At 65.1% G+C, this 19,139-nt stretch carries 17 protein-coding genes; 16 read left to right on the top strand and 1 reads right to left on the bottom strand.

Annotated elements, in window-relative coordinates; all coding sequences use genetic code 11:
• The first annotated feature begins 52 nt into the window (after positions 1-52).
• From EVC45_RS04705 to EVC45_RS04695, 3 genes are read left to right on the top strand one after another with little or no spacing between them, the layout of a single operon-like run.
• The gene (locus EVC45_RS04705; RefSeq protein WP_008920711.1) at positions 53-1,078 is read left to right on the top strand and encodes an aspartate carbamoyltransferase catalytic subunit; all 1,026 of its coding nucleotides are present in this window, start codon (positions 53-55) and stop codon (positions 1,076-1,078) included.
• A 56-nt stretch (positions 1,079-1,134) separates the two neighbouring features.
• The gene (locus EVC45_RS04700; protein ID WP_129956873.1) at positions 1,135-2,415 is read left to right on the top strand and encodes a dihydroorotase; all 1,281 of its coding nucleotides are present in this window, start codon (positions 1,135-1,137) and stop codon (positions 2,413-2,415) included.
• Between the two features lie 38 nt (positions 2,416-2,453).
• Positions 2,454-3,311 carry a 1-acyl-sn-glycerol-3-phosphate acyltransferase gene (locus tag EVC45_RS04695; protein ID WP_129956872.1) on the top strand — a complete coding sequence of 286 codons (858 nt, stop codon included), beginning with the start codon at positions 2,454-2,456 and terminating at the stop codon, positions 3,309-3,311.
• A 36-nt stretch (positions 3,312-3,347) separates the two neighbouring features.
• On the opposite strand, the gene EVC45_RS04690 is transcribed toward EVC45_RS04695, so the two are convergent.
• On the bottom strand, positions 3,348-4,217 hold the full coding sequence (locus EVC45_RS04690) for a symmetrical bis(5'-nucleosyl)-tetraphosphatase (protein WP_129956871.1): 870 nt from the start codon (positions 4,215-4,217) through the stop codon (positions 3,348-3,350).
• 196 nt (positions 4,218-4,413) lie between these two features.
• Between EVC45_RS04690 and EVC45_RS04685 the strand changes: the two genes are divergently transcribed.
• The 13 genes from EVC45_RS04685 (at position 4,414) to EVC45_RS04625 (ending at position 19,114) form a co-directional block, all read left to right on the top strand.
• Complete coding sequence (locus tag EVC45_RS04685; RefSeq protein ID WP_129956870.1) at positions 4,414-5,325, top strand: GDP-mannose 4,6-dehydratase; 912 nt, start codon at positions 4,414-4,416, stop codon at positions 5,323-5,325.
• Positions 5,326-5,724: 399 nt separating this feature from the next.
• Positions 5,725-6,786 carry a dTDP-glucose 4,6-dehydratase gene (rfbB, locus tag EVC45_RS04680; protein ID WP_129956869.1) on the top strand — a complete coding sequence of 354 codons (1,062 nt, stop codon included), beginning with the start codon at positions 5,725-5,727 and terminating at the stop codon, positions 6,784-6,786.
• 10 nt (positions 6,787-6,796) lie between these two features.
• Positions 6,797-7,690 carry a glucose-1-phosphate thymidylyltransferase RfbA gene (rfbA, locus tag EVC45_RS04675; protein ID WP_129956868.1) on the top strand — a complete coding sequence of 298 codons (894 nt, stop codon included), beginning with the start codon at positions 6,797-6,799 and terminating at the stop codon, positions 7,688-7,690.
• On the top strand, positions 7,675-8,226 hold the full coding sequence (gene rfbC, locus EVC45_RS04670) for a dTDP-4-dehydrorhamnose 3,5-epimerase (RefSeq protein ID WP_129956867.1): 552 nt from the start codon (positions 7,675-7,677) through the stop codon (positions 8,224-8,226). The genes rfbA and rfbC overlap by 16 nt, the downstream gene beginning before the upstream one ends.
• Before the next feature lie 9 nt (positions 8,227-8,235).
• Positions 8,236-9,162, top strand: coding sequence for a dTDP-4-dehydrorhamnose reductase (gene rfbD / locus EVC45_RS04665; protein WP_129956866.1), 927 nt, complete (start codon positions 8,236-8,238; stop codon positions 9,160-9,162).
• A 277-nt stretch (positions 9,163-9,439) separates the two neighbouring features.
• Positions 9,440-10,855 (top strand): mannose-1-phosphate guanylyltransferase/mannose-6-phosphate isomerase, encoded by a 1,416-nt coding sequence (locus tag EVC45_RS04660; RefSeq protein WP_129956865.1) that lies wholly within the window; start codon positions 9,440-9,442, stop codon positions 10,853-10,855.
• 1 nt (position 10,856) lies between these two features.
• The gene (locus tag EVC45_RS04655) at positions 10,857-11,675 is read left to right on the top strand and encodes an ABC transporter permease (protein ID WP_129956864.1); all 819 of its coding nucleotides are present in this window, start codon (positions 10,857-10,859) and stop codon (positions 11,673-11,675) included.
• 4 nt (positions 11,676-11,679) lie between these two features.
• Positions 11,680-12,456, top strand: a complete 777-nt coding sequence (locus EVC45_RS04650; RefSeq protein ID WP_129956863.1) for an ABC transporter ATP-binding protein — start codon at positions 11,680-11,682, stop codon at positions 12,454-12,456.
• Positions 12,457-12,660: 204 nt separating this feature from the next.
• Positions 12,661-14,043, top strand: coding sequence for a phenylacetate--CoA ligase family protein (locus EVC45_RS04645; RefSeq protein WP_129956862.1), 1,383 nt, complete (start codon positions 12,661-12,663; stop codon positions 14,041-14,043).
• On the top strand, positions 14,040-15,617 hold the full coding sequence (locus EVC45_RS04640; RefSeq protein WP_129956861.1) for a polysaccharide deacetylase: 1,578 nt from the start codon (positions 14,040-14,042) through the stop codon (positions 15,615-15,617). The genes EVC45_RS04645 and EVC45_RS04640 overlap by 4 nt, the downstream gene beginning before the upstream one ends.
• Positions 15,614-16,735, top strand: coding sequence for a non-hydrolyzing UDP-N-acetylglucosamine 2-epimerase (gene wecB, locus EVC45_RS04635; protein ID WP_129956860.1), 1,122 nt, complete (start codon positions 15,614-15,616; stop codon positions 16,733-16,735). Before EVC45_RS04640 ends, wecB begins: the two co-directional genes overlap by 4 nt.
• Complete coding sequence (locus tag EVC45_RS04630) at positions 16,728-17,981, top strand: glycosyltransferase (protein ID WP_129956859.1); 1,254 nt, start codon at positions 16,728-16,730, stop codon at positions 17,979-17,981. The genes wecB and EVC45_RS04630 overlap by 8 nt, the downstream gene beginning before the upstream one ends.
• Positions 17,978-19,114, top strand: a complete 1,137-nt coding sequence (locus tag EVC45_RS04625) for a glycosyltransferase (protein ID WP_129956858.1) — start codon at positions 17,978-17,980, stop codon at positions 19,112-19,114. The genes EVC45_RS04630 and EVC45_RS04625 overlap by 4 nt, the downstream gene beginning before the upstream one ends.
• Positions 19,115-19,139 lie beyond the last annotated feature (25 nt).

Genomic DNA, 19,139 nt, shown 5'->3' with positions numbered 1-19,139 from the left:
GTGTCGACGCAACCTCGATCACGTTGAAGCCCGTATTTGAAGCAGGTACATCATGAACACCGCCACCCAGGCTCCGCAAGATTCCTCCGCTAGCGCCTCCGAGCGCTTTCGCTACGGCTTCCTGAAGGGCAATCCGCAGCTCACGAAAAATGGCGAGCTCAAACATCTGCTGTCGATCGAGGGGCTGCCGAAGGCCATCGTCAATCACATTCTCGAGACCGCCGACCAGTTCGTCAGCGTGACCGATCGCGAAGTGAAGAAGGTGCCGCTGCTGCGCGGCAAGTCGGTGTTCAATCTGTTCTTCGAAAACTCGACGCGCACGCGCACCACGTTCGAGATCGCGGCCACGCGGCTGTCGGCCGACGTGCTGAACCTGAACATCAACGCGTCGTCGACGAGCAAGGGCGAATCGCTGCTCGACACGATCAACAATCTGTCGGCGATGCACGCGGATCTGTTCGTCGTGCGTCACGCGTCGAGCGGTGCGCCGTTCCTGATTGCGCAGCACTGCGCGCCGCACGTGCACGTGATCAACGCCGGCGACGGCCGTCACGCGCACCCGACGCAGGGTCTGCTCGACATGTACACGATCCGCCACTACAAGAAGGATTTCACGAAGCTGCGTGTGGCGATCGTCGGCGACATCCTGCATTCGCGCGTCGCGCGCTCGGACATTCATGCGCTGACCACGCTCGGCGTGCCCGAAGTGCGCGCGATCGGTCCGCGCACGCTGCTGCCGGGCGGCCTCGAACAGATGGGCGTGCGCGTGTTCCACAACCTCGACGAAGGCCTGAAGGACGTCGACGTGATCATCATGCTGCGCCTGCAGAACGAACGCATGAGCGGCGCATTGCTGCCGTCGTCGCAGGAGTACTTCAAGAGCTGGGGGCTGACGCCCGAGCGTCTCGCGCTCGCCGCCCCCGATGCGATCGTGATGCACCCCGGCCCGATGAACCGCGGCGTCGAGATCGACTCGCAGGTTGCGGACGGCCCGCAATCGGTGATCCTGAATCAGGTCACGTTCGGTATCGCGGTGCGCATGGCGGTGATGGGGATCGTCGCGGGCAACAACGACTGAACGACTGATCAGGAAGCCGAAGCACAGGCTGAACCAAGGTTTAACAAAGGCAGCGCATGAAGATGCATATTCAAGGCGGCACGCTGATCGATCCGGCAGCGGGCACCGAACAGCGGCAGGACATTTTTATCGAGGCGGGCAAGATCGCCGCCCTCGGCCAGGCGCCGGCCGGCTTCCAGGCGGAGCGCACGATCGACGCGAAGGGCCTCTTCGTCGCGCCGGGTCTCGTCGACCTGTGCGCGAGATTGCGCGAGCCGGGCTATGAGCACAAGGCGACGCTCAAATCGGAAATGGCCGCGGCGGTCGCGGGCGGCGTGACGAGCCTGGTCTGCCTGCCGGACACCGATCCGACGCTCGACGAGCCGGGCCTCGTCGAGATGCTGAGGTTCCGCGCGCGCAATCTGAATCAGGCGCACGTGTACCCGCTCGGTGCGCTGACGGTCGGTCTCAAAGGGCAGGTCATCACCGAGATGGTCGGGCTGACCGAAGCGGGCTGCATCGGCTTTTCGCAGGCCGACACGCCGATCGTCGACACTCAGGTGACGATGCGCGCGCTGCAATACGCGAAGACCTATGGCTTCACCGTGTGGCTGCGTCCCGTCGATGCGTACCTCGGCAAGGGCGGCGTCGCCGCGAGCGGTGCGCTCGCGTCGCGGCTCGGATTGTCGGGCGTGCCGGTGGCCGCTGAAACGATCGCGCTGCATACGATCTTCGAACTCGTGCGAGTGACCGGCGCGCGCGTGCATGTTTCGCACGTGTCGTCGGCGGCTGGCGTGGCGCTCGTGCGCGCGGCGAAGGCCGAAGGCCTGCCGGTGTCGTGCGACGTCACCGTGAATCACGTGCATCTGATCGACCTCGACATCGGTTATTTCGACTCGCAGTTCCGGCTCGATCCGCCGCTGCGTCAGCAGCGCGATCGCGAAGCGATCCGCGCGGGCCTCGTCGACGGCACCATCGACGCGATCTGCTCCGCGCACACGCCGGTCGACGACGACGAAAAGCTGCTGCCGTTCGCCGAAGCGACGCCCGGCGCGACCGGCCTCGAACTGTTCCTGTCGCTGACGGTGAAGTGGGCCGACGACGCGGGCGTGCCGCTCGCGACCGCGCTCAATCGCATCACCGCGGCGCCGGCGCAGGTGCTCGGCCTCGAAGCGGCCGGCCGCATCGCGGTCGGCGCGGTGGCCGACCTGTGCGTGTTCGACCGTCACGCTCACTGGCGCGTCGAGCCGCGTGCGCTGAAGAGCCAGGGGCACAACACGCCGTTCCTCGGCTACGAGCTGCCGGCCCAGGTGCGCGCGACCGTCGTGTCCGGGCAGCTCGCCTACGAGCAGCGCTGAGCGGTATCGTTTCGGTCCAGTCAAGGAAAGCTCCGCCCATGAAGCTCGCGTTACGCAAGGTCCGTCTGATCACGCATCTGCTGCACGGCATGTGGACCGTCGCGACGCGCTTTCCGAACGCGAGCGCCGAGCGGCGTCACGCGCTCAATCGCGCGTGGTCGCTGAAGATGCTGCGGCTGTGCGGCATGCGCCTCGTCGTGCACAACGATGCGGCGCGGCTCGATCGTGGCACGCTCGTCGTCGCCAATCACATCTCGTGGATCGACATCTACGTGATCAACGCATGGCGGCCGACGCCGTTCGTGTCGAAGGCGGAGATCCGGCAATGGCCGGTGGTCGGCTGGCTCGCGCAGCAGCTCGACACGGTGTTCATCCAGCGCGAGAAGCGCAGCGACGCGAAGCGCATCATGCACGAACTCGCCGCCCGGCTCGGGGCGGGCGAGCTGATGTGCGTGTTCCCCGAAGGCACGACGTCGAACGGGCTCGAGTTGCTGCCGTTTCACGCGAACATGTTCCAGGCAGCGGTGTCGGCCGGTGTGCCGGTGCAGCCGCTGTGCATCATGTACGAGGACGCGCACGGCCGACAGTCGACGGCACCCGCGTATATCGACGATCTGTCGTTGTCCGACTCGCTCGATATGCTGTTGCGTGGCGGTCCGCTGACCGCGCACGTGTACGTGGGCGCACCGCTCGCGTCGGACGCCGACCGGCGGGTGCTTGCGGCGCAGGCCCAGCAAGTTGTGGCGAGCGTGCTGCGCGAGATGCAGGCCGGTAACGCGGTGGCGGGGACGGTCGCGCAAGAGGGCGACGTGGTGGCTGCGGCGTCGTCGGGTGACGCTGCTGCGGCGGCGCAAACGCTGATCGAGCCCGTCGATCAGCCGCGCCGCTCGGCTTGAGCGGTGGCGCCGCCGGGCAGCGCCAGCGTCTTCTGTTTAGTTGCCGTCGTGCGGCACGCGGCAGGAATCGCAATCGACCTGCGTCAACGTCCGCTCCGCGGGATTGACCGCGAGCCGTACCGCCGATAGCTTTTCCCCCCACACGCAGCCCGAATCGAGGCCGATCAGGTTGTCGCGCAGCATCAGGCCCAGCGCGGCCCAATGACCGAACACGACGGTCACGTCCGCGGTCTGGCGCGACGGCGCGTCGAACCACGGGATACAGCCGCTCGGCGCGGAGTCGAGCGTGCCGCTGCTGCTGAAATCCATCACCCCATCGGCCGTGCAGAAGCGCAAGCGCGTCAACGCGCTGCACGTGACGCGCAGACGCTCGATACCCTTCAGGCCCGGCTTCCAGCGGTTCGGCTCGTTGCCGTACAGGCCGGCCAGCGTTTCTTTCCAGTTCGGCGCCCGCAGCGCGCGTTGCAACTCGTCGGCGAGTTCGAGCGTGAGCGTCGCATCCCATTGCGGCAGCACGCCCGCATGCACCATCAGCATGCCGTTGTCGAAATGCGCGAGCGGCCGGTGGCGTATCCACTCGAGCAGATCGGCGGCGTCGGGCGCGGCGAGGATCTGTTCGATCGTGTCGCCTTTCTTCGACTTGCGAATCCCCGCCGACACCGACAGCAGATGCAGATCGTGATTGCCGAGCACCGGCACCGCGCGCTCCCCGAGCGCGATCACGTCGCGCAAGGTGTCGAGCGAGTCGGGGCCGCGGTTGATCAGATCACCGGCGAACCACAGCGGGGTGCCGTCCGGCGGCGCGGCTTTGGCCAGCAGTTGCTGAAACGGTGCGCGGCAGCCTTGCAGATCGCCGAAGGCGAGCGGAACCAAAGGGGACACATCGGGAAGGGCGAAGGGCGTCATCGGGCGAAGCGGAAAAGTTCGAAATTTGCCGTAAGCGACGGGCGTGCTGCGTTTTGGCGGTGCAACATCCCAGGGTGACATAATATCCATCCGTTCGAAGTACCGATACCACGGCCGCTGGTCTAGCGCAGCCGTAAGCCTGCAGATCCGGCGATGTTGCACTACAACAGGACGATCTCCCGTGGAAGAAGCAAGCATGCCCTTTTTTCAGGCGGCGCCACTCGCCCGCACTCTGGTGACCGGTGCGAACGGTTTCACTGGCCGTTACCTGGTCGAAAAATTGCGCGCTGGTGGCCATACCGTGATCGAGACGACGGACGTCCACGACGAGCCGGAAACTTCGACGCGGCTGTACCTCGACATTACGTCGCACGACGCGTGCCGGCGTGTGATCGATCGGGTGCGACCCGATTACATCGTGCATCTGGCCGCGATCAGCTTCGTCGGCCATGACGAGCCTCTGGACTTTTACCGCGTGAACGTGATGGGCACGCGAAATCTGCTGGAAGCCTGCGTGCAAGTGGGCCATACCCCGAGCAAGCTGCTGATTGCGAGCAGCGCCAACGTCTACGGCAACGTGGCCAGCGACGCGATCGACGAAACTTTCCCGCTGCGGCCAGTCAATCACTACGCGGCGAGCAAGGCGGCGATGGAAAAAATGGTGCATGCCTGGTTCGACCGGTTGCCGATCCTGATCGTACGGCCGTTCAACTATACGGGCCGCGGGCAGAGCTCGAATTTCCTCGTGCCGAAAATCGTCGAGCATTTCACGGGCCGTGAGCCGTCTATCCAGCTGGGCAATATCGATGTGGCGCGCGATTTTTCCGATGTGCGATACGTGGCGAGCGTGTACGAAGCGCTGCTCGATTCCGACGCTGCGGCGGAGACGGTCAACGTCTGCTCGGGCACGCCTTATACCGTGCGCGACATCGTGTCGTCGGCGAGCGAACTGACGGGCCATGAGCTGGAAATCCACGCTAATGCCGAATTCGTCCGGCAAACGGACGTGAAGATGCTGGCCGGATCGCCGGCCAAGTTGCACTCGCTGGTGCCGAGCGTCGAGTCCATCCCTTTCGTCGACACTTTGCGCTGGATGCTCGTGTCCTGACGGACTGGATCCCGTCCATCGGTCTCTCCTCCGTCTGCCGTGGCCTTGCATTGGGCTGCTCAAATCAGGTTTTCCCAGCAAGTTTTCTCGTTCCGCCACCCCTCTACGGAAGTGCCAGCCGGCTTGTCCCTGCGCTCGCGGGCCGTGAGCGCGCGCGTTCCATTCTGGCGGCAGTCGAAAATCGATTCGCGTCGGTAACTATTTTGTCAAGCTGTTTCAAGTTGTTAGGGTTCTAGTTTTTGCACCGGGCAGCTTTATAATTGGGGTTTCATAAAATTGGTGTCTGAGTGTCCACTCTCCGTGGGCGCGACAGACGGCTAGAGAAACCAACGCCATCATACGGGGTGAGCAGGTCGCAAGCTCTTGGCTGCCTGTCACCATCATCGACAAGGGAATTACATGATCCTGGTAACGGGCGGCGCCGGCTTTATCGGCGCTAATTTCGTGCTCGACTGGCTGAATGCGTCGGACGAAGCGGTGCTCAACGTAGACAAGCTGACCTACGCCGGCAACCTGGGCACGCTGAAGTCGCTACAGGGCAATCCCAAACACATTTTCGCGCGCGTCGACATCTGCGACCGCGCCGCGCTCGACGCGCTGCTGGCCGAACACAAGCCACGCGCCGTGCTGCATTTCGCGGCCGAGAGCCATGTGGATCGCTCGATTCACGGTCCGGCCGATTTCGTGCAAACCAACGTGGTCGGCACTTTCACGCTGCTCGAAGCGACCCGCAGCTACTGGAACACGCTCGGCGAGGCGGAACGCGCCGCGTTCCGCTTCCTGCACGTGTCGACCGACGAAGTGTTCGGCTCGCTGTCCGCAACCGATCCGCAATTCTCCGAAACCACGCCCTACGCGCCGAATAGCCCCTATTCGGCGACCAAGGCCGGCTCGGATCACCTCGTGCGCGCCTACCATCATACGTATGGCCTGCCGGTGCTGACCACCAATTGCTCGAACAACTACGGCCCGTACCAGTTCCCCGAAAAGCTGATTCCGCTGATGATCGCCAACGCGCTCGGCGGCAAGCCGCTGCCGGTGTATGGCGACGGCCAGAACGTGCGCGACTGGCTGTACGTCGGCGACCACTGCAGCGCGATCCGTGAAGTGCTCGCGCGCGGCACGCCGGGTGAAACGTACAACGTCGGCGGCTGGAACGAGAAGAAGAATCTCGAGGTCGTGCACACGCTGTGCGACCTGCTCGACCAGCAGCGTCCGAAGGCGGCCGGCTCGTATCGCGACCAGATCACCTACGTGAAGGATCGTCCGGGTCACGACCGCCGTTACGCAATCGATGCCCGCAAGCTCGAGCGCGAACTCGGCTGGAAGCCGGCGGAAACGTTCGAGACGGGTCTCGCCAGGACGGTTCAGTGGTATCTGAGCAATCAGGCATGGTCTGACGAAGTCGCTTCGGGCGAATACCGGAAGTGGGTCGAGACCAACTACGCGCAGCGCGCGTAAAGGCACGGCAATGGCGCGCAAAGGCATTATTCTCGCGGGCGGCTCCGGCACCCGCCTGTATCCGATCACGCACGTCGTCTCCAAGCAGCTGCTGCCGGTGTACGACAAGCCGATGATCTACTACCCGCTGTCCACGCTGATGGTGGCGGGCATTCGCGATGTGCTGATCATCTCCACGCCGCAGGACACGCCGCGCTTCGAGGCGATGCTCGGCGACGGCAGCCAGTGGGGCATGAACATCCAGTACGCGGTGCAGCCGTCGCCGGATGGGCTCGCGCAGGCGTTCATCATCGGCCGCGAGTTCGTGAACAACGATCCGTCGGCGCTGATTCTCGGCGACAACATCTTCTACGGTCACGATCTGGCGAAGCAACTCGAACGCGCCGACGATCAAACCGACGGCGCTACCGTGTTCGCATATCACGTGCAGGATCCGGAGCGCTACGGCGTGGTCGAATTCGACAAGCAGTTCCGCGCGTTGTCGATCGAGGAAAAGCCCGCGAAACCGCGTTCGAACTACGCGGTCACGGGTCTGTACTTCTACGACAAGCAGGTCTGCGACATCGCCGCGGATATCAAGCCGTCCGCGCGCGGCGAGCTCGAAATCACCGACGTGAACTCGCGCTACCTCGCGAACGCGGCGCTCAACGTCGAGATCATGGGCCGTGGTTATGCGTGGCTCGACACCGGCACGCACGATTCGCTGATCGAAGCCGCGACCTTCATCGCGACGCTGCAGAAGCGCCAGGGTCTGGTGGTCGCGTGTCCGGAAGAGATCGCGTACCGGCGTCAGTGGATCGACGGCGAGCAACTGCTCGCGCTCGCCAAACCGCTCGCGAAGAATGCCTACGGGCAATACCTGCAAAACATTCTCACGGATCACGTCGCATGGCCATCCAGGTAACCGCAACCGCGCTGCCCGAAGTCAAGATCATCGAGCCTAAGGTGTTCGGCGATGCGCGCGGCTTCTTCTTCGAAAGCTTCAATGCGCTCGAATTCGCCGAGAAGGTCGAGCCGGGCGTCGAGTTCGTGCAGGACAATCACTCGCGTTCGGCCCGCGGCGTGTTGCGCGGTCTGCACTATCAGATCCAGCATGCGCAGGGCAAGCTCGTGCGGGTGGTCGAGGGCGAGGTGTTCGACGTCGCCGTCGACATCCGCAAGAGCTCGCCGAACTTCGGCAAGTGGGTCGGCGTGACGCTGTCGGTCGAGAACCATCGGCAACTGTGGGTGCCGCCCGGTTTCGCGCACGGCTTCGTCGTGGTGTCGGAGTCCGCGCAGTTCCTCTACAAGACCACGGATTACTGGTTCCCCGAGCACGAGCGCAGCATCGTGTGGAACGATCCGGCGATCGGCATCGAATGGCCGGTCGACTTCGAGCCGCTGCTCGCGGCCAAGGATGCGGCGGGCAAGCGTCTCGCCGACGCCGAAGTCTACGCATAAGGGAAACGCATGAGCGCACACGACGCTAACCGCACGATTCTCGTCACCGGCGTAAACGGCCAGGTCGGCTACGAACTCGCGCGCACGCTGCAGGGGCTCGGCAACGTGGTCGCGGTCGACCGCTCGCGGCTCGATCTGTCGAACCTCGAGCAGATCCGCGCGGTGGTGCGCGACGTGCGTCCCGCGCTGATCGTCAATCCGGCCGCCTATACGGCGGTGGACAAGGCCGAAGAAGAGCGCGATCTGGCGATGCGCATCAACGGCGAAGCACCGGGCGTGCTCGCTGAAGAAGCGAAAAAGCTCGGCGCGGCGCTGATCCACTATTCGACCGACTACGTGTTCAACGGCACGAAACAAGGCGCTTACGTCGAAGACGATCCGACCGATCCGCAAAACGTCTACGGCGCCACCAAGCTCGCGGGCGAGCAGGCGATCGCGGCGAGCGGCGTAAATCACCTCGTATTGCGCACGAGCTGGGTGTACGGCACCCGCGGCAAGAACTTTCTGCTGACAATGCTGCGGCTCGGCGCCGATCGCCCCGAGTTGAAGGTCGTCGCCGACCAGTTCGGCGCGCCCACCTGGTGCAACACGATCGCGACGCTGACCGCCCATCTGTGCGCGCAGTCCTTCGCCGCCGACGACAGCGCGAAGTGGTGGAGCGAGCGTTCGGGCATCTATCACCTGTGCGCGGGCGACTCGACGTCGTGGCACGGCTTCGCGTCGGCGATCTTCGAGCTCGCGGATTTGCCGAACAAGCCGAACACGCTACCGATTCCCGCGTCGGATTACCCGACGCCCGCGAAGCGTCCAGCCAATTCCAGAATGTCGAACGACAAGCTGGCGCGCGTGTTCGGGCTCGCCGCGCCGCATTGGCGCGATGCGCTGAAGCTGTGCCTGACTGACGGTTTTCCGAAGTCGCCGGCGGCGCGCGCCTGAGTCGCGGTTGCGACGTGACGGCTCGCGAGCGCCGATGCGGCCGGGCAAACATGCCGCATCGGACGCCCTGCTGCGCACGTCGCTCGCCAGCACTTCGTCGTGATCTGGTCCCGACCGGTACGATTGTTCCCTAACAATCGTGAAAGGGGGCGGCGGTAGAATGTCGCTCGTTCCAGGCGCGGTTTTAACGTTCTATGCGCAGTAGATTGCAAACGTGTGCGTCAACGGTGTGCAAGCCAGTATGGCCGCGTCATAAATACGGTATTGAGAGGCATCTGTGAGTTTGTTACCGATCATTCTGTGCGGCGGAGCGGGATCGCGGCTCTGGCCGGTTTCGCGCGAATCGCACCCGAAGCCGTTCATCCGTCTCGCGGACGGCGAAAGCCTGCTGCAGAAAGCCTTCCTGCGCGCGGTCGCGTTGCCCGGTGTGAAGGAAGTGCTCACGGTAACCAACCGTGAGCTGTTCTTCAAGACCGAAGACGACTTCCGCGAGGTGAACGGCAAGAACATCGCGACCTCGTTCATTCTCGAACCGTTCGGCCGCAACACGGCCGCGGCGGTCGCCACGGCGGCCTTGCACACGGCCAAGGCGCACGGCGACGGCACCGTGATGCTGGTGCTCGCCGCCGATCATCTGATCGCGGATCAGACCGCGTTCGCGGCGGCGGTCGCGCGTGCGCAGACGCTTGCGCAAGCGGGCAAGGTGGTCACCTTCGGCATGCATCCGGACACGCCCGAAACCGGCTACGGCTATATCGAAGCAGATGGCGAGCGGGTCGTGCGCTTCGTCGAAAAGCCGTCGCTCGAGAAGGCCCGCGAGTATCTGGCGTCGGGCAAGTTCGTGTGGAACTCGGGCATGTTCTGCTTCACCGCGGGCACGATCCTGAAGGAAATGCGCGAGCATTGTCCGGACATTCTCGATGCCGCGGCCGAATGCATGGACAAATCGCCGTCCGCCGAAGGCAAGAGCGGTGCGCAGGTGCGGCTCGAGCCGAACTGCTTCGGCGCGGTGCCGGAGCTGTCGTTCGACTATGCGGTGATGGAGAAGTGCGAGCATGCGGCGGTCGTGTGCTGCGATCTCGGCTGGACCGACGTCGGCTCGTGGACCGCGCTGTCCGACCTGTCGCCGGCCGATGCCAGCGGCAACCGCGTCGAAGGCGAGGCGCTGCTCGTCGACGTGAAGAACTCGTATCTGCGCAGCGGCGGACGCCTGATCGGCGCGGTCGGCATCGACAACCTGATCGTGATCGACACGCCCGACGCGTTGCTCGTCGCGCACAAGGATCGCGCGCAGGACGTGAAGCAGATTTTCGCGGAGCTGAAGTCGCGCGGCCACGAGACCTACAAGGTGCATCGCACCGTGCATCGGCCGTGGGGCACGTACTCGGTGCTCGAAGAGGGGCCGCGCTTCAAGATCAAGCGCATCGAGGTGAAGCCGGGCGCGAGCCTGAGCCTGCAGATGCATCATCACCGCAACGAGCATTGGGTCGTGGTGAGCGGCATGGCGAAGGTCGTCAACGGCGAGAAGGAATTCTTCGTGTCGACCAACGAGTCGACCTATATCCCGGCGGGTCACAAACATCGCCTCGAAAATCCGGGTGTGGTCGAGCTCGTGATGATCGAAGTGCAAAGCGGCGAATATCTGGGCGAAGACGATATCGTTCGCTTCGAAGACATTTACGGACGTACTTGAGATGGATATCAGTTTTACCAACGACTCGGAAGACCTGACACGTCACAACGAGCGCAACGACCTGCTGGTCGGCATGAAAGCGGTGCGGGTCTGGGGCACGCTCGGCTGGCACGACATCCGGCAGCGTTATCGCCGCTCGGTGCTCGGGCCGTTCTGGTTCACGCTGAGCACGATCATCATGGTGGTCGTGCTCGGCGCGTTGTACTCGACGCTGCTGCACCAGGAAATCTCCGACTATCTGCCGTATCTGGCGGTGGGTCTGGTGGTGTGGGCGTATCTGGCGTCGGTCGCCAACGAGGGCTGCATGGCCTTCATCGGCTCGGCCTATCTGATCAAGCAGATCAGGCTGCCACTCACCGTCCACGTATGCCGCATCGCGTGGCGCAACTTCGTGATCCTGCTGCACAGCCTGCCGGTCGTCGTCGTGCTGCTGATCGTGTTCGGTCACTGGCCGGGCTGGGAAATCGTGCTGGTGCCATTCGCGCTCGTGATCCTGCTGATGCACGGCGTGTGGCTCGGCGTCACGCTCGGCGTGCTGTGCGCGCGCTTTCGCGACATTCCGCCGATCGTCACGAACCTGATCCAGGTCGTGTTCTTCTTCACGCCGGTCATGTGGTCGCCGGAAATCCTGAAGGACCGCGCGTGGGTCGCCGAATACAACCCGCTCTATCACCTGATCGAAACCGTGCGCGCGCCGCTCACCGGTCGCCCGACCCACTGGGAGTCGTGGGCGTGGTCGATTGGCCTGCTGATCGTCGGCTTTGCGTTCTCGCAGATGCTGATGAAGCGTTTCCGTAATCGCGTTCCTTACTGGCTTTGATATTGTGAGTTCTTCATCGATTGTCGCTCGTAACATCTCCGTCGAATTTCCGATTTACGAGAACTCGCATCGCTCGCTCAAGAAGGCGGTGCTCAATCTGACGACGGGCGGCCGGATCGGCCAGGACGCGGGTCGCCATGCGATCGTCCGCGCCATCGACGACCTGAGCTTCACGTTCGGCGAAGGCGAGCGCATCGGCCTGATCGGCCACAACGGCTCGGGCAAGACGACGCTGTTGCGCACGCTGTCGGGCGTCTATGCGCCGGTGCGCGGCGAGCTGAAGGTGCAGGGCAAGATCGCGTCGCTGCTCGACGTGTCGATGGGCCTCGACCCCGACGCGACCGGCTTCGAAAACATCTATCTGCGCGGCATTCTCGACGGGCTGAAGCCCGCGCGCATCCGCAGCAAGATCGACGAGATCGCCGACTTCAGCGAACTCGGCGACTACCTGAATCTGCCGGTGCGCACCTATTCGAGCGGGATGATGCTGCGCCTCGCGTTCGCGATCTCGACGAGCGTCGAAGCCGACATCCTGATCATGGACGAATGGCTGAGCGTCGGCGACGCCGAGTTCAGCGTGAAGGCTGCCGTGCGTCTGGAAGGCCTCGTCGGCAAGGCGGCGCTGCTGGTGGTGGCGTCGCACGATCCGTCGCTGGTCGCGCGCGTATGCAACCGCAAGATCTCGATGGAGCACGGCAAGATGGTCGCCGACGAACCCGTGCTGCCGCCGGAAAAAACCGACGAGCCGCTCATTACCCACGCCGCGCAGTTGCCGCACTGAGCACGCGGGCGCGCGACCGCCCTGGCGGTTGCTGCGCCTGCGGCACACGCGCCGGGAAGCGACGTGCGACCCGAGAACGCGACGGCGGCAGGCAAAATTCCATCGGCTCATCGGCTACACCGCGCTCCGTCGCAAGCCAGTCCAGTCCCGCAGTTCAGCAACACCCTCGTGGCAGACCCCGAGGCGTAACAAGGTTCGAATTTGATGCGAGCTAATCACCCATTTCTGCGCTACTCCGAATCCCTGCTCGTGCGTCAGCCGTTTCGCACGCTGAAGGGTTTCGCGGGCGGCTATATTGCGTATCCGATCGCGGAGAACGCCGAAAAACGCAATGTGCGCCCGAAAATCCGCGAGCTGCGCGAGCACTATTCGCTGCCGATGCCGCATCGCCGCCGCATCGCGCTCGAACGGCTGGTCGCCACGCTCGAATTCGCCGGCGCGACGGTGCCTTACTATCGCGACCTGTTCCAGGCGAAGCAGTTCGATCCCGCCAGGGTCAAGGACGACCCGCGCTACCTGGAAGAGCTGCCGTATCTGACCAAGGACATCATCCGCGAGCAGGGGCCGCGTCTGCTGTCGGGGCCGCTCGTGGCGGGCCAGCACCACGCGTGCAAGACCGGCGGCTCGACCGGCCTCTCTACGACGATCTACTACGACCAGCAAGGCGCCGATTATTCGTCGGCGGTCACCAACTATTGCCGCGAGCGGATCGGCAAGCTGCGCCATCGCTCGGAGCTGCACTTCGCATGCCGTTTCCCGGATCAGGTGGTGCCCGAGTGGCCGTCGCGCGAAGACTTCAAATGCTTCGCGATGAACCGCAGCAACATCTTCTTCGACCGTATCGACGATCAGGGCCTCGAGGAAATGTGGCGCACGTTGAAGCGCCGGCGCCCGTATCTCGCGCACTCGCATCCGTCGACGATGTACGCGCTCGCCTGCTACGTACAACGCAAGTACGGCGGCGGCAAAGCGTTCCAGGTGTTCGAATCGAGCGGCGAGCTGCTCGAGCCGCATGCGCGCGAGATGATCGCGAAGGCGTTGCGCTGCCGCGTGATCGACCGCTACGGCCTCGCCGAGCTCGGCGTGATGGCTTACGAGCTCGACGGTCATGAAGGCGGCTTCCAGATCCTCGAATCGGAAGGCTGGCCGGAAAGCCGCGTCGCGCCCGACAACCCCGACGGCGCGCACGAGCTCGTGTTCACCGGTTTCCGCAACCGGCTGATGCCGTTGATCCGCTACACGACCGGCGACCTCGCGCGCGTGCAGGAGACGGACAAGGGCTTCTTCCTGACCGACGTGGTCGGCCGGATTCACGACGTCGTGCCGATCAACGGCGTCGCGCATCCGACGCACCACATCCAGGACATGCTCGATCACCGCGTCGGCGGCATCCAGGAATTCCAGATCGATCTGCGCACGACGCCGCCCACGTTGCGCATCGTGCTCGAACCGCACGCGAACGCGGAGGAGACGACCGCGAAGCTGCGCCACTTCTGGCAGGACGCGTTCACGATCGCCTACGTCGGTCACGACGATTTCGTGCGCGTGGGCAGCCGCGCCAAATTCCGCCACGTGGTGAGCGCATGATCGGCGTCGCGTTTCCCGATGCACGCGCCGACGCTGGCCAATACGTGCTGGCGGCGCTGCGGCGCTCGGTCAGCGCGACCCAGGCCGAGGCGATCACGCGCAACCTGCTGCACGAGATCGCGCCCGACGTAGTAGTCGCGGTCGACGCGCCCGACGCGTGGAGCGCCGACCTGATCGCTTACGTGAATGAGCGGCCGCGCAAGCTGATCGTGTTCGGCCATATGCCGATCGCGCTCGCGGACTATCTGCGTTATCGGCCCGCGGCGCTGCCGCCCGAGCTGGCGCAAGCGAGCCGCAGTGCATCGGCGCCTTCGGGCGAGTCGCGCGAAAGCGCGGCGGCGGTGCGCTACGGCGCGCTCGCGCGGACACTCGGCGGCGCGGCATGGCATCGTCCGTTCGAGCGCTTCGATTTCACCGACGAATGGAACAACCTCGGCTACGGCGCGATTCGCGCCGACGGCTCGATCTGGGCGCTCGCGCAAGCGCCTGACGTACCGGCCGAAGCGGAGTTGGCCGCGGTCGTCGTCAACGGCGAGCGACAGTTCGCGTACGCGGCGCTGTGGGATGCCGGCGCCTCGGGCGTGCTGTGGTTCAACCGGCCGGTCGGCCCGTGCGATTCGTTCGAATGGCGCCTCGTCGAGCAGTTTCTGTCTGATTACCGGTCCGATGCGCTGCCGTGTCAGCCGGTGCTGAGCGAACTGCCGTGGGGCTACGATGCGGCGATCACGTCGCGGCTCGATTGCGACGAAGACGTCGAATCGGCGCGCCCGCTATGGGACGCGTATCGGCGTCTCGGCGTGCCGTTCACGCTCGCGGTACACACGCAGAATCTGCAACGCGGCGGCCAGCACGACATCCTGCGCGAACTGCTCGCCGACCGGCAGCAGGGCGCGGTGCTGTCGCATACGGCGACGCACTCGCCGAACTGGGGCGGCAGCTACGACACTGCGATCGCGGAAGGGACGCAATCGGCCGAACTGCTCGAACGCGCGACCGGTGTGCCGGTGCGCTACGCGGTGTCGCCGTTTCACCAGTCGCCGCCGTACGCGATGCGCGGTCTTATCGATGCAGGCTACGCGGGCTGCATCGGCGGCATCATCCGCAACGATCCCGAGTTTCTGAGCGCACGCGGCGGCGCGATGGCGGGACTGCCGGCGGGCTTCGTCGGCCATAGCCAGCAGTGCATGCTGCACGGCGACTGCATGCTGAAAGAGGGCGATCCGCTCGCGGTTTTCAAGCAGGCCTTCGACTACGCGTACGCGACCAACACGCTGTTCGGCTACCTCGACCATCCGTTCTCCGAGCGCTACGCGTACGGCTGGTCCGACGAGGCGGCGCGCATCGACGCGCACGAGCAGTTCATCGCCTACATCCGCGCCAACGCGCAGCGGCCGCTGTTCCTGCACGAAGAAGCCGCGCTCGATTTCCTGCGCTTCAGATCGCTCGCGCAAATCGTCGAACACGACGGCGCCTTTCGCGTCGTCACGCCATTCGCCGACACGACGCCGCTCTCGCTCGGCGTCGAGTTCCGGGGCGCTCATACCAAGGTCGAGGCGGGGAAAGCACTGCAATGAAAGTCATGGTGGTGATGGGCACGCGGCCCGAGGTCATCAAGCTTGCGCCGCTCGTGCGCGCGTTGCGCGGCGAGTTCGACACGATCGTCTGCGCGAGCGGGCAGCACAAGGACATGGCCGCGCAGGCGCTCGAATTCTTCGGCATCGAACCGGACATCACGCTCGACACGATGCACCCGGGTCAATCGCTGAACGCGCTCGCGGCGCGCCTGATCGCCGCGCTCGATCGCGCGCTCGACGAAACGCGCCCCGACTGGGTGATCGTGCAGGGCGACACGACGACCGCGTTCTGCGCGGGCTTCGCGGCGTTCCAGCGCGGCATCCGCGTCGGCCACGTCGAGGCGGGGCTGCGCACCGGCGATCTGGCGAGTCCGTTTCCCGAGGAAGCGAACCGCAGCCTGCTCGGCCGTATCGCGACGCTGCATTTCGCGCCGACTTCGCGCGCCCGTGACAGCCTGCTCAGCGAGGGCGTCCCGGCTGAAAGGATCGTCGTGACCGGCAACACGGTCGTCGATGCGATCGGCGAAGTGCGTGCGAGCTGGAGCGCCACGCCGCCGGCGAGTCCGCTGCCGGCATGGCATGGCGCGCAGCAACAGCACGTGCTGGTCACGTGTCACCGTCGCGAGAACTTCGGCGACGTGCTGCAGGACATCTGCCGCGTGCTGCGCGATCTGTGTCAGCGCTATAGCGATTACCGCTGGGTGTTCCCGGTGCATCTGAACCCGGCGGTACGCGAGCCCGTCCATCGCGAGCTCGACGGCATTCCGAACCTCGCGCTGATCGAACCGGTCGACTATCCGACGAGCCTCCATCTGATCAGCGGCAGCGCCGTCGTGGTCAGCGATTCGGGCGGCATCCAGGAAGAAGCGCCGACCTTCGGCGTGCCGGTCGTCGTGATGCGCAATCACACCGAGCGCCGCGAGGGCGTCGATGCCGGCTTCGCGACGCTCGCGGGCCAGAGCGCGGCCAGCATCGAGAGCGCGGTGATCGGCTGGCTCGACGATCCGGCACGGCGCGCCGCGCTGCGCGATCGCGCCAATCCGTACGGCGACGGGCTGGCGTCGCGGCGCATCGTCGATAGCCTGCGCGGCCGACCGGTCGAGGTGTTCGTTGGCTGACGGCAAGAACCCCGTGCTTGCCCCGCAAGACTGCGTGCTGTTTTCGACCGCCGACTGGGACGAACCGTACTGGACCAACAAGCAGCACACGGCGAGCATCCTCGCCGCGCGCGGCTGGCGGATTCTGTATGTGGAGAGCGTCGGCTTCCGCTCGCCGAAAGTAGGCAGCGGCCGCGACTGGTCGCGGCTGTGGCGGCGCCTGTGGCGCGGCGTGCAGTCGCTCGTGCTCGGCCCGCCGCGCCGCGCCGACAACATCTGGGTGTTGTCGCCGCTGATGGTGCCGGCGGGGCATCATCTGCCGTTCGTGCGCTCGCTGAACCAGGCGATGCTGCGCTTTTCGGTGAACCGTTTCGCGCGGTCGCATCGCTACGACAAGCCGGTCGTGTGGACCTATCACCCGTACATGCTCGATGCAATCGCCACGCTGCCGCGCGGGCCGTTGGTGTATCACTGCGTCGACGATATCGCGGCGATTCCGGGCGTCGACGTCGACGCGTTCCGCAATGCGCAGCAGGATCTGCTCCGGCGCTGCGAGGCGGTGTTCACGACCGCGCAGTCGCTGAAGGACGTGTGCCTGCCGTTCAACTCCAATACGCATTTCTTCGGCAACGTCGTCGATGAAGCGCACTTCGGCGCAGCTCGCGCCGATGGGCCGTTGCCTGCCGAACTCGCCGCGATCGACGAGCCGCGGCTCGTGTATCACGGCGTGCTGTCGGACTTCAAGGTCGACCTGCCGCTGCTGCTGCAGACCGCGCAGGCGCGGCCGCAGTGGCAATGGGTGATCATCGGCGAGGAGCGCGAAGGGCAGCGCAGCGACCTGCTCGCGCAGCTCAAGCGTCTGCCGAACGTGCATCTGCTCGGCTACCGGCCGTATCGCGTGCTGCCGCAGTATCTGCGTGGCATGCGGGTCGGCGTGCTGCCGACGCTGATCAACGCATACACGCACTCGATGTTTCCGATGAAGTTCTACGAATATCTGGCGGCCGGTCTGCCGGTCGTATCGACACCGCTCGATTTCGCGAAGGAGCCGCGCGCGGGGCTCGAAGTGGGCGGCGATACCGACGCGTTCATCGCGGCGATCGAAAAGCAGCTTGCACGCGGCAAGCTGAGCGCGGACGAAGCGCGCGCGGCGGTTGGCGAGAATACGTGGGAAGCGCGGCTGGACAAGATGCTGGCGATCACCTTCCACTACCCGCAAGCGGGCGGCAGCAGCGCGCAGCCACACGGCGCGGAGGTGCGCACGTGAGAGTCGTCCATGTGTACCGCACGTACTTCCCCGACCCGCCTGGCGGCCTGCAGGAAGCGATCCGCCAGATTGCGCTATCGACGCGCGAACGCGGCGTCGAACCGCGCATCCTGACCCTGTCGCCGACGCCGACGCCGACGGTGGTCGATTATCCCGAAGGCCAGGTGGTGCGCGAGAAATCGTGGGCCGCGCCGGCATCGTGCGACCTCGGCGGCCCGTGTTCGGTGATGAAGTATCGCGAGATGGCCGATTGGGCCGACGTCGTGCACTTCCACTTTCCGTGGCCGTTCGCCGATGTATTGCATCTGCTCGGGCGCACGAAGAAGCCGACGGTGATGACGTACCACTCGGACATCGTGCGGCAGAAGCTGCTCGGCAGCATCTATGGACCGCTGATGCGGCGCACGCTGCGCAGCATGTCCGCGGTGGTCGCGACGTCGCCGGCCTATGCGCGGACCAGCGAGACGCTCGCCGCCTGCGTGTCGAAAGAGCGGCTCAACACGATTCCGTTGGGCATCATCGACTATCGCGACGAACCGCAGCCGCTCGACACGCAGCGCAATCTCGAGGGCCGACTCGGTCTCGCGCCGGGCGAGCCTTATGTTCTGGCGCTCGGCGTGTTGCGCTACTACAAGGGCCTGCATACGCTCGTCGAGGCCGCGCGGCAGGTGCGGGCGAAAATCGTCATCGCGGGTTCGGGACCGGAGCGCGAGCCGCTCGCCGCATTGGCGCGGCAGCATGGCGCGAGCAACGTCGTGTTTGCCGGGCAGGTCACGCATGAGGAAAAGGTCGCGCTGCTCAAGGGCTGTCGCGCGATGGTGCTGCCGTCGCATTTGCGCTCCGAAGCGTTCGGGATGGTGCTGGTCGAAGCGGCGATGTTCGGCAAGCCGATGGTGTGCTGTGAGATCGGGTCCGGGACGTCGTTCGTGAACGAGGATGGCGTGACGGGGTTCGTGGTGCCGCCCGAGACCCCGGAGCAGCTTGCAGCCGCGATCAACCGGCTGGCGCTCGATGAAGCGCTGGCGCACCGCATGGGGGCGGCGGCGCGCGATAGGTATGAACGGCTGTTTTCGGGGCCGGCGTTGGGAGCGGCCTACAAAGCGCTATATCAGCAGGTTGTGGCCGCCACCTGAGTCGTTATTTTTGTTATTGCCGAAT

The sequence above is a fragment of the Paraburkholderia sp. UYCP14C genome (genome assembly GCF_004197395.1).
Taxonomy (GTDB): Bacteria; Pseudomonadota; Gammaproteobacteria; order Burkholderiales; family Burkholderiaceae; genus Paraburkholderia.
This window is presented reverse-complemented; position numbering and strand designations above follow the sequence as displayed.

Coding starts and splice junctions, on each gene's coding strand:
- EVC45_RS04705 (WP_008920711.1), top strand. CDS start 53: ATGAACACCGCCACCCAGGCTCCGCAAGATTCCTCCGCTAGCGCCTCC.
- EVC45_RS04700 (WP_129956873.1), top strand. CDS start 1,135: ATGAAGATGCATATTCAAGGCGGCACGCTGATCGATCCGGCAGCGGGC.
- EVC45_RS04695 (WP_129956872.1), top strand. CDS start 2,454: ATGAAGCTCGCGTTACGCAAGGTCCGTCTGATCACGCATCTGCTGCAC.
- EVC45_RS04690 (WP_129956871.1), bottom strand. CDS start 4,217: ATGACGCCCTTCGCCCTTCCCGATGTGTCCCCTTTGGTTCCGCTCGCC.
- EVC45_RS04685 (WP_129956870.1), top strand. CDS start 4,414: ATGCCCTTTTTTCAGGCGGCGCCACTCGCCCGCACTCTGGTGACCGGT.
- rfbB (WP_129956869.1), top strand. CDS start 5,725: ATGATCCTGGTAACGGGCGGCGCCGGCTTTATCGGCGCTAATTTCGTG.
- rfbA (WP_129956868.1), top strand. CDS start 6,797: ATGGCGCGCAAAGGCATTATTCTCGCGGGCGGCTCCGGCACCCGCCTG.
- rfbC (WP_129956867.1), top strand. CDS start 7,675: ATGGCCATCCAGGTAACCGCAACCGCGCTGCCCGAAGTCAAGATCATC.
- rfbD (WP_129956866.1), top strand. CDS start 8,236: ATGAGCGCACACGACGCTAACCGCACGATTCTCGTCACCGGCGTAAAC.
- EVC45_RS04655 (WP_129956864.1), top strand. CDS start 10,857: ATGGATATCAGTTTTACCAACGACTCGGAAGACCTGACACGTCACAAC.
- EVC45_RS04645 (WP_129956862.1), top strand. CDS start 12,661: ATGCGAGCTAATCACCCATTTCTGCGCTACTCCGAATCCCTGCTCGTG.
- EVC45_RS04640 (WP_129956861.1), top strand. CDS start 14,040: ATGATCGGCGTCGCGTTTCCCGATGCACGCGCCGACGCTGGCCAATAC.
- wecB (WP_129956860.1), top strand. CDS start 15,614: ATGAAAGTCATGGTGGTGATGGGCACGCGGCCCGAGGTCATCAAGCTT.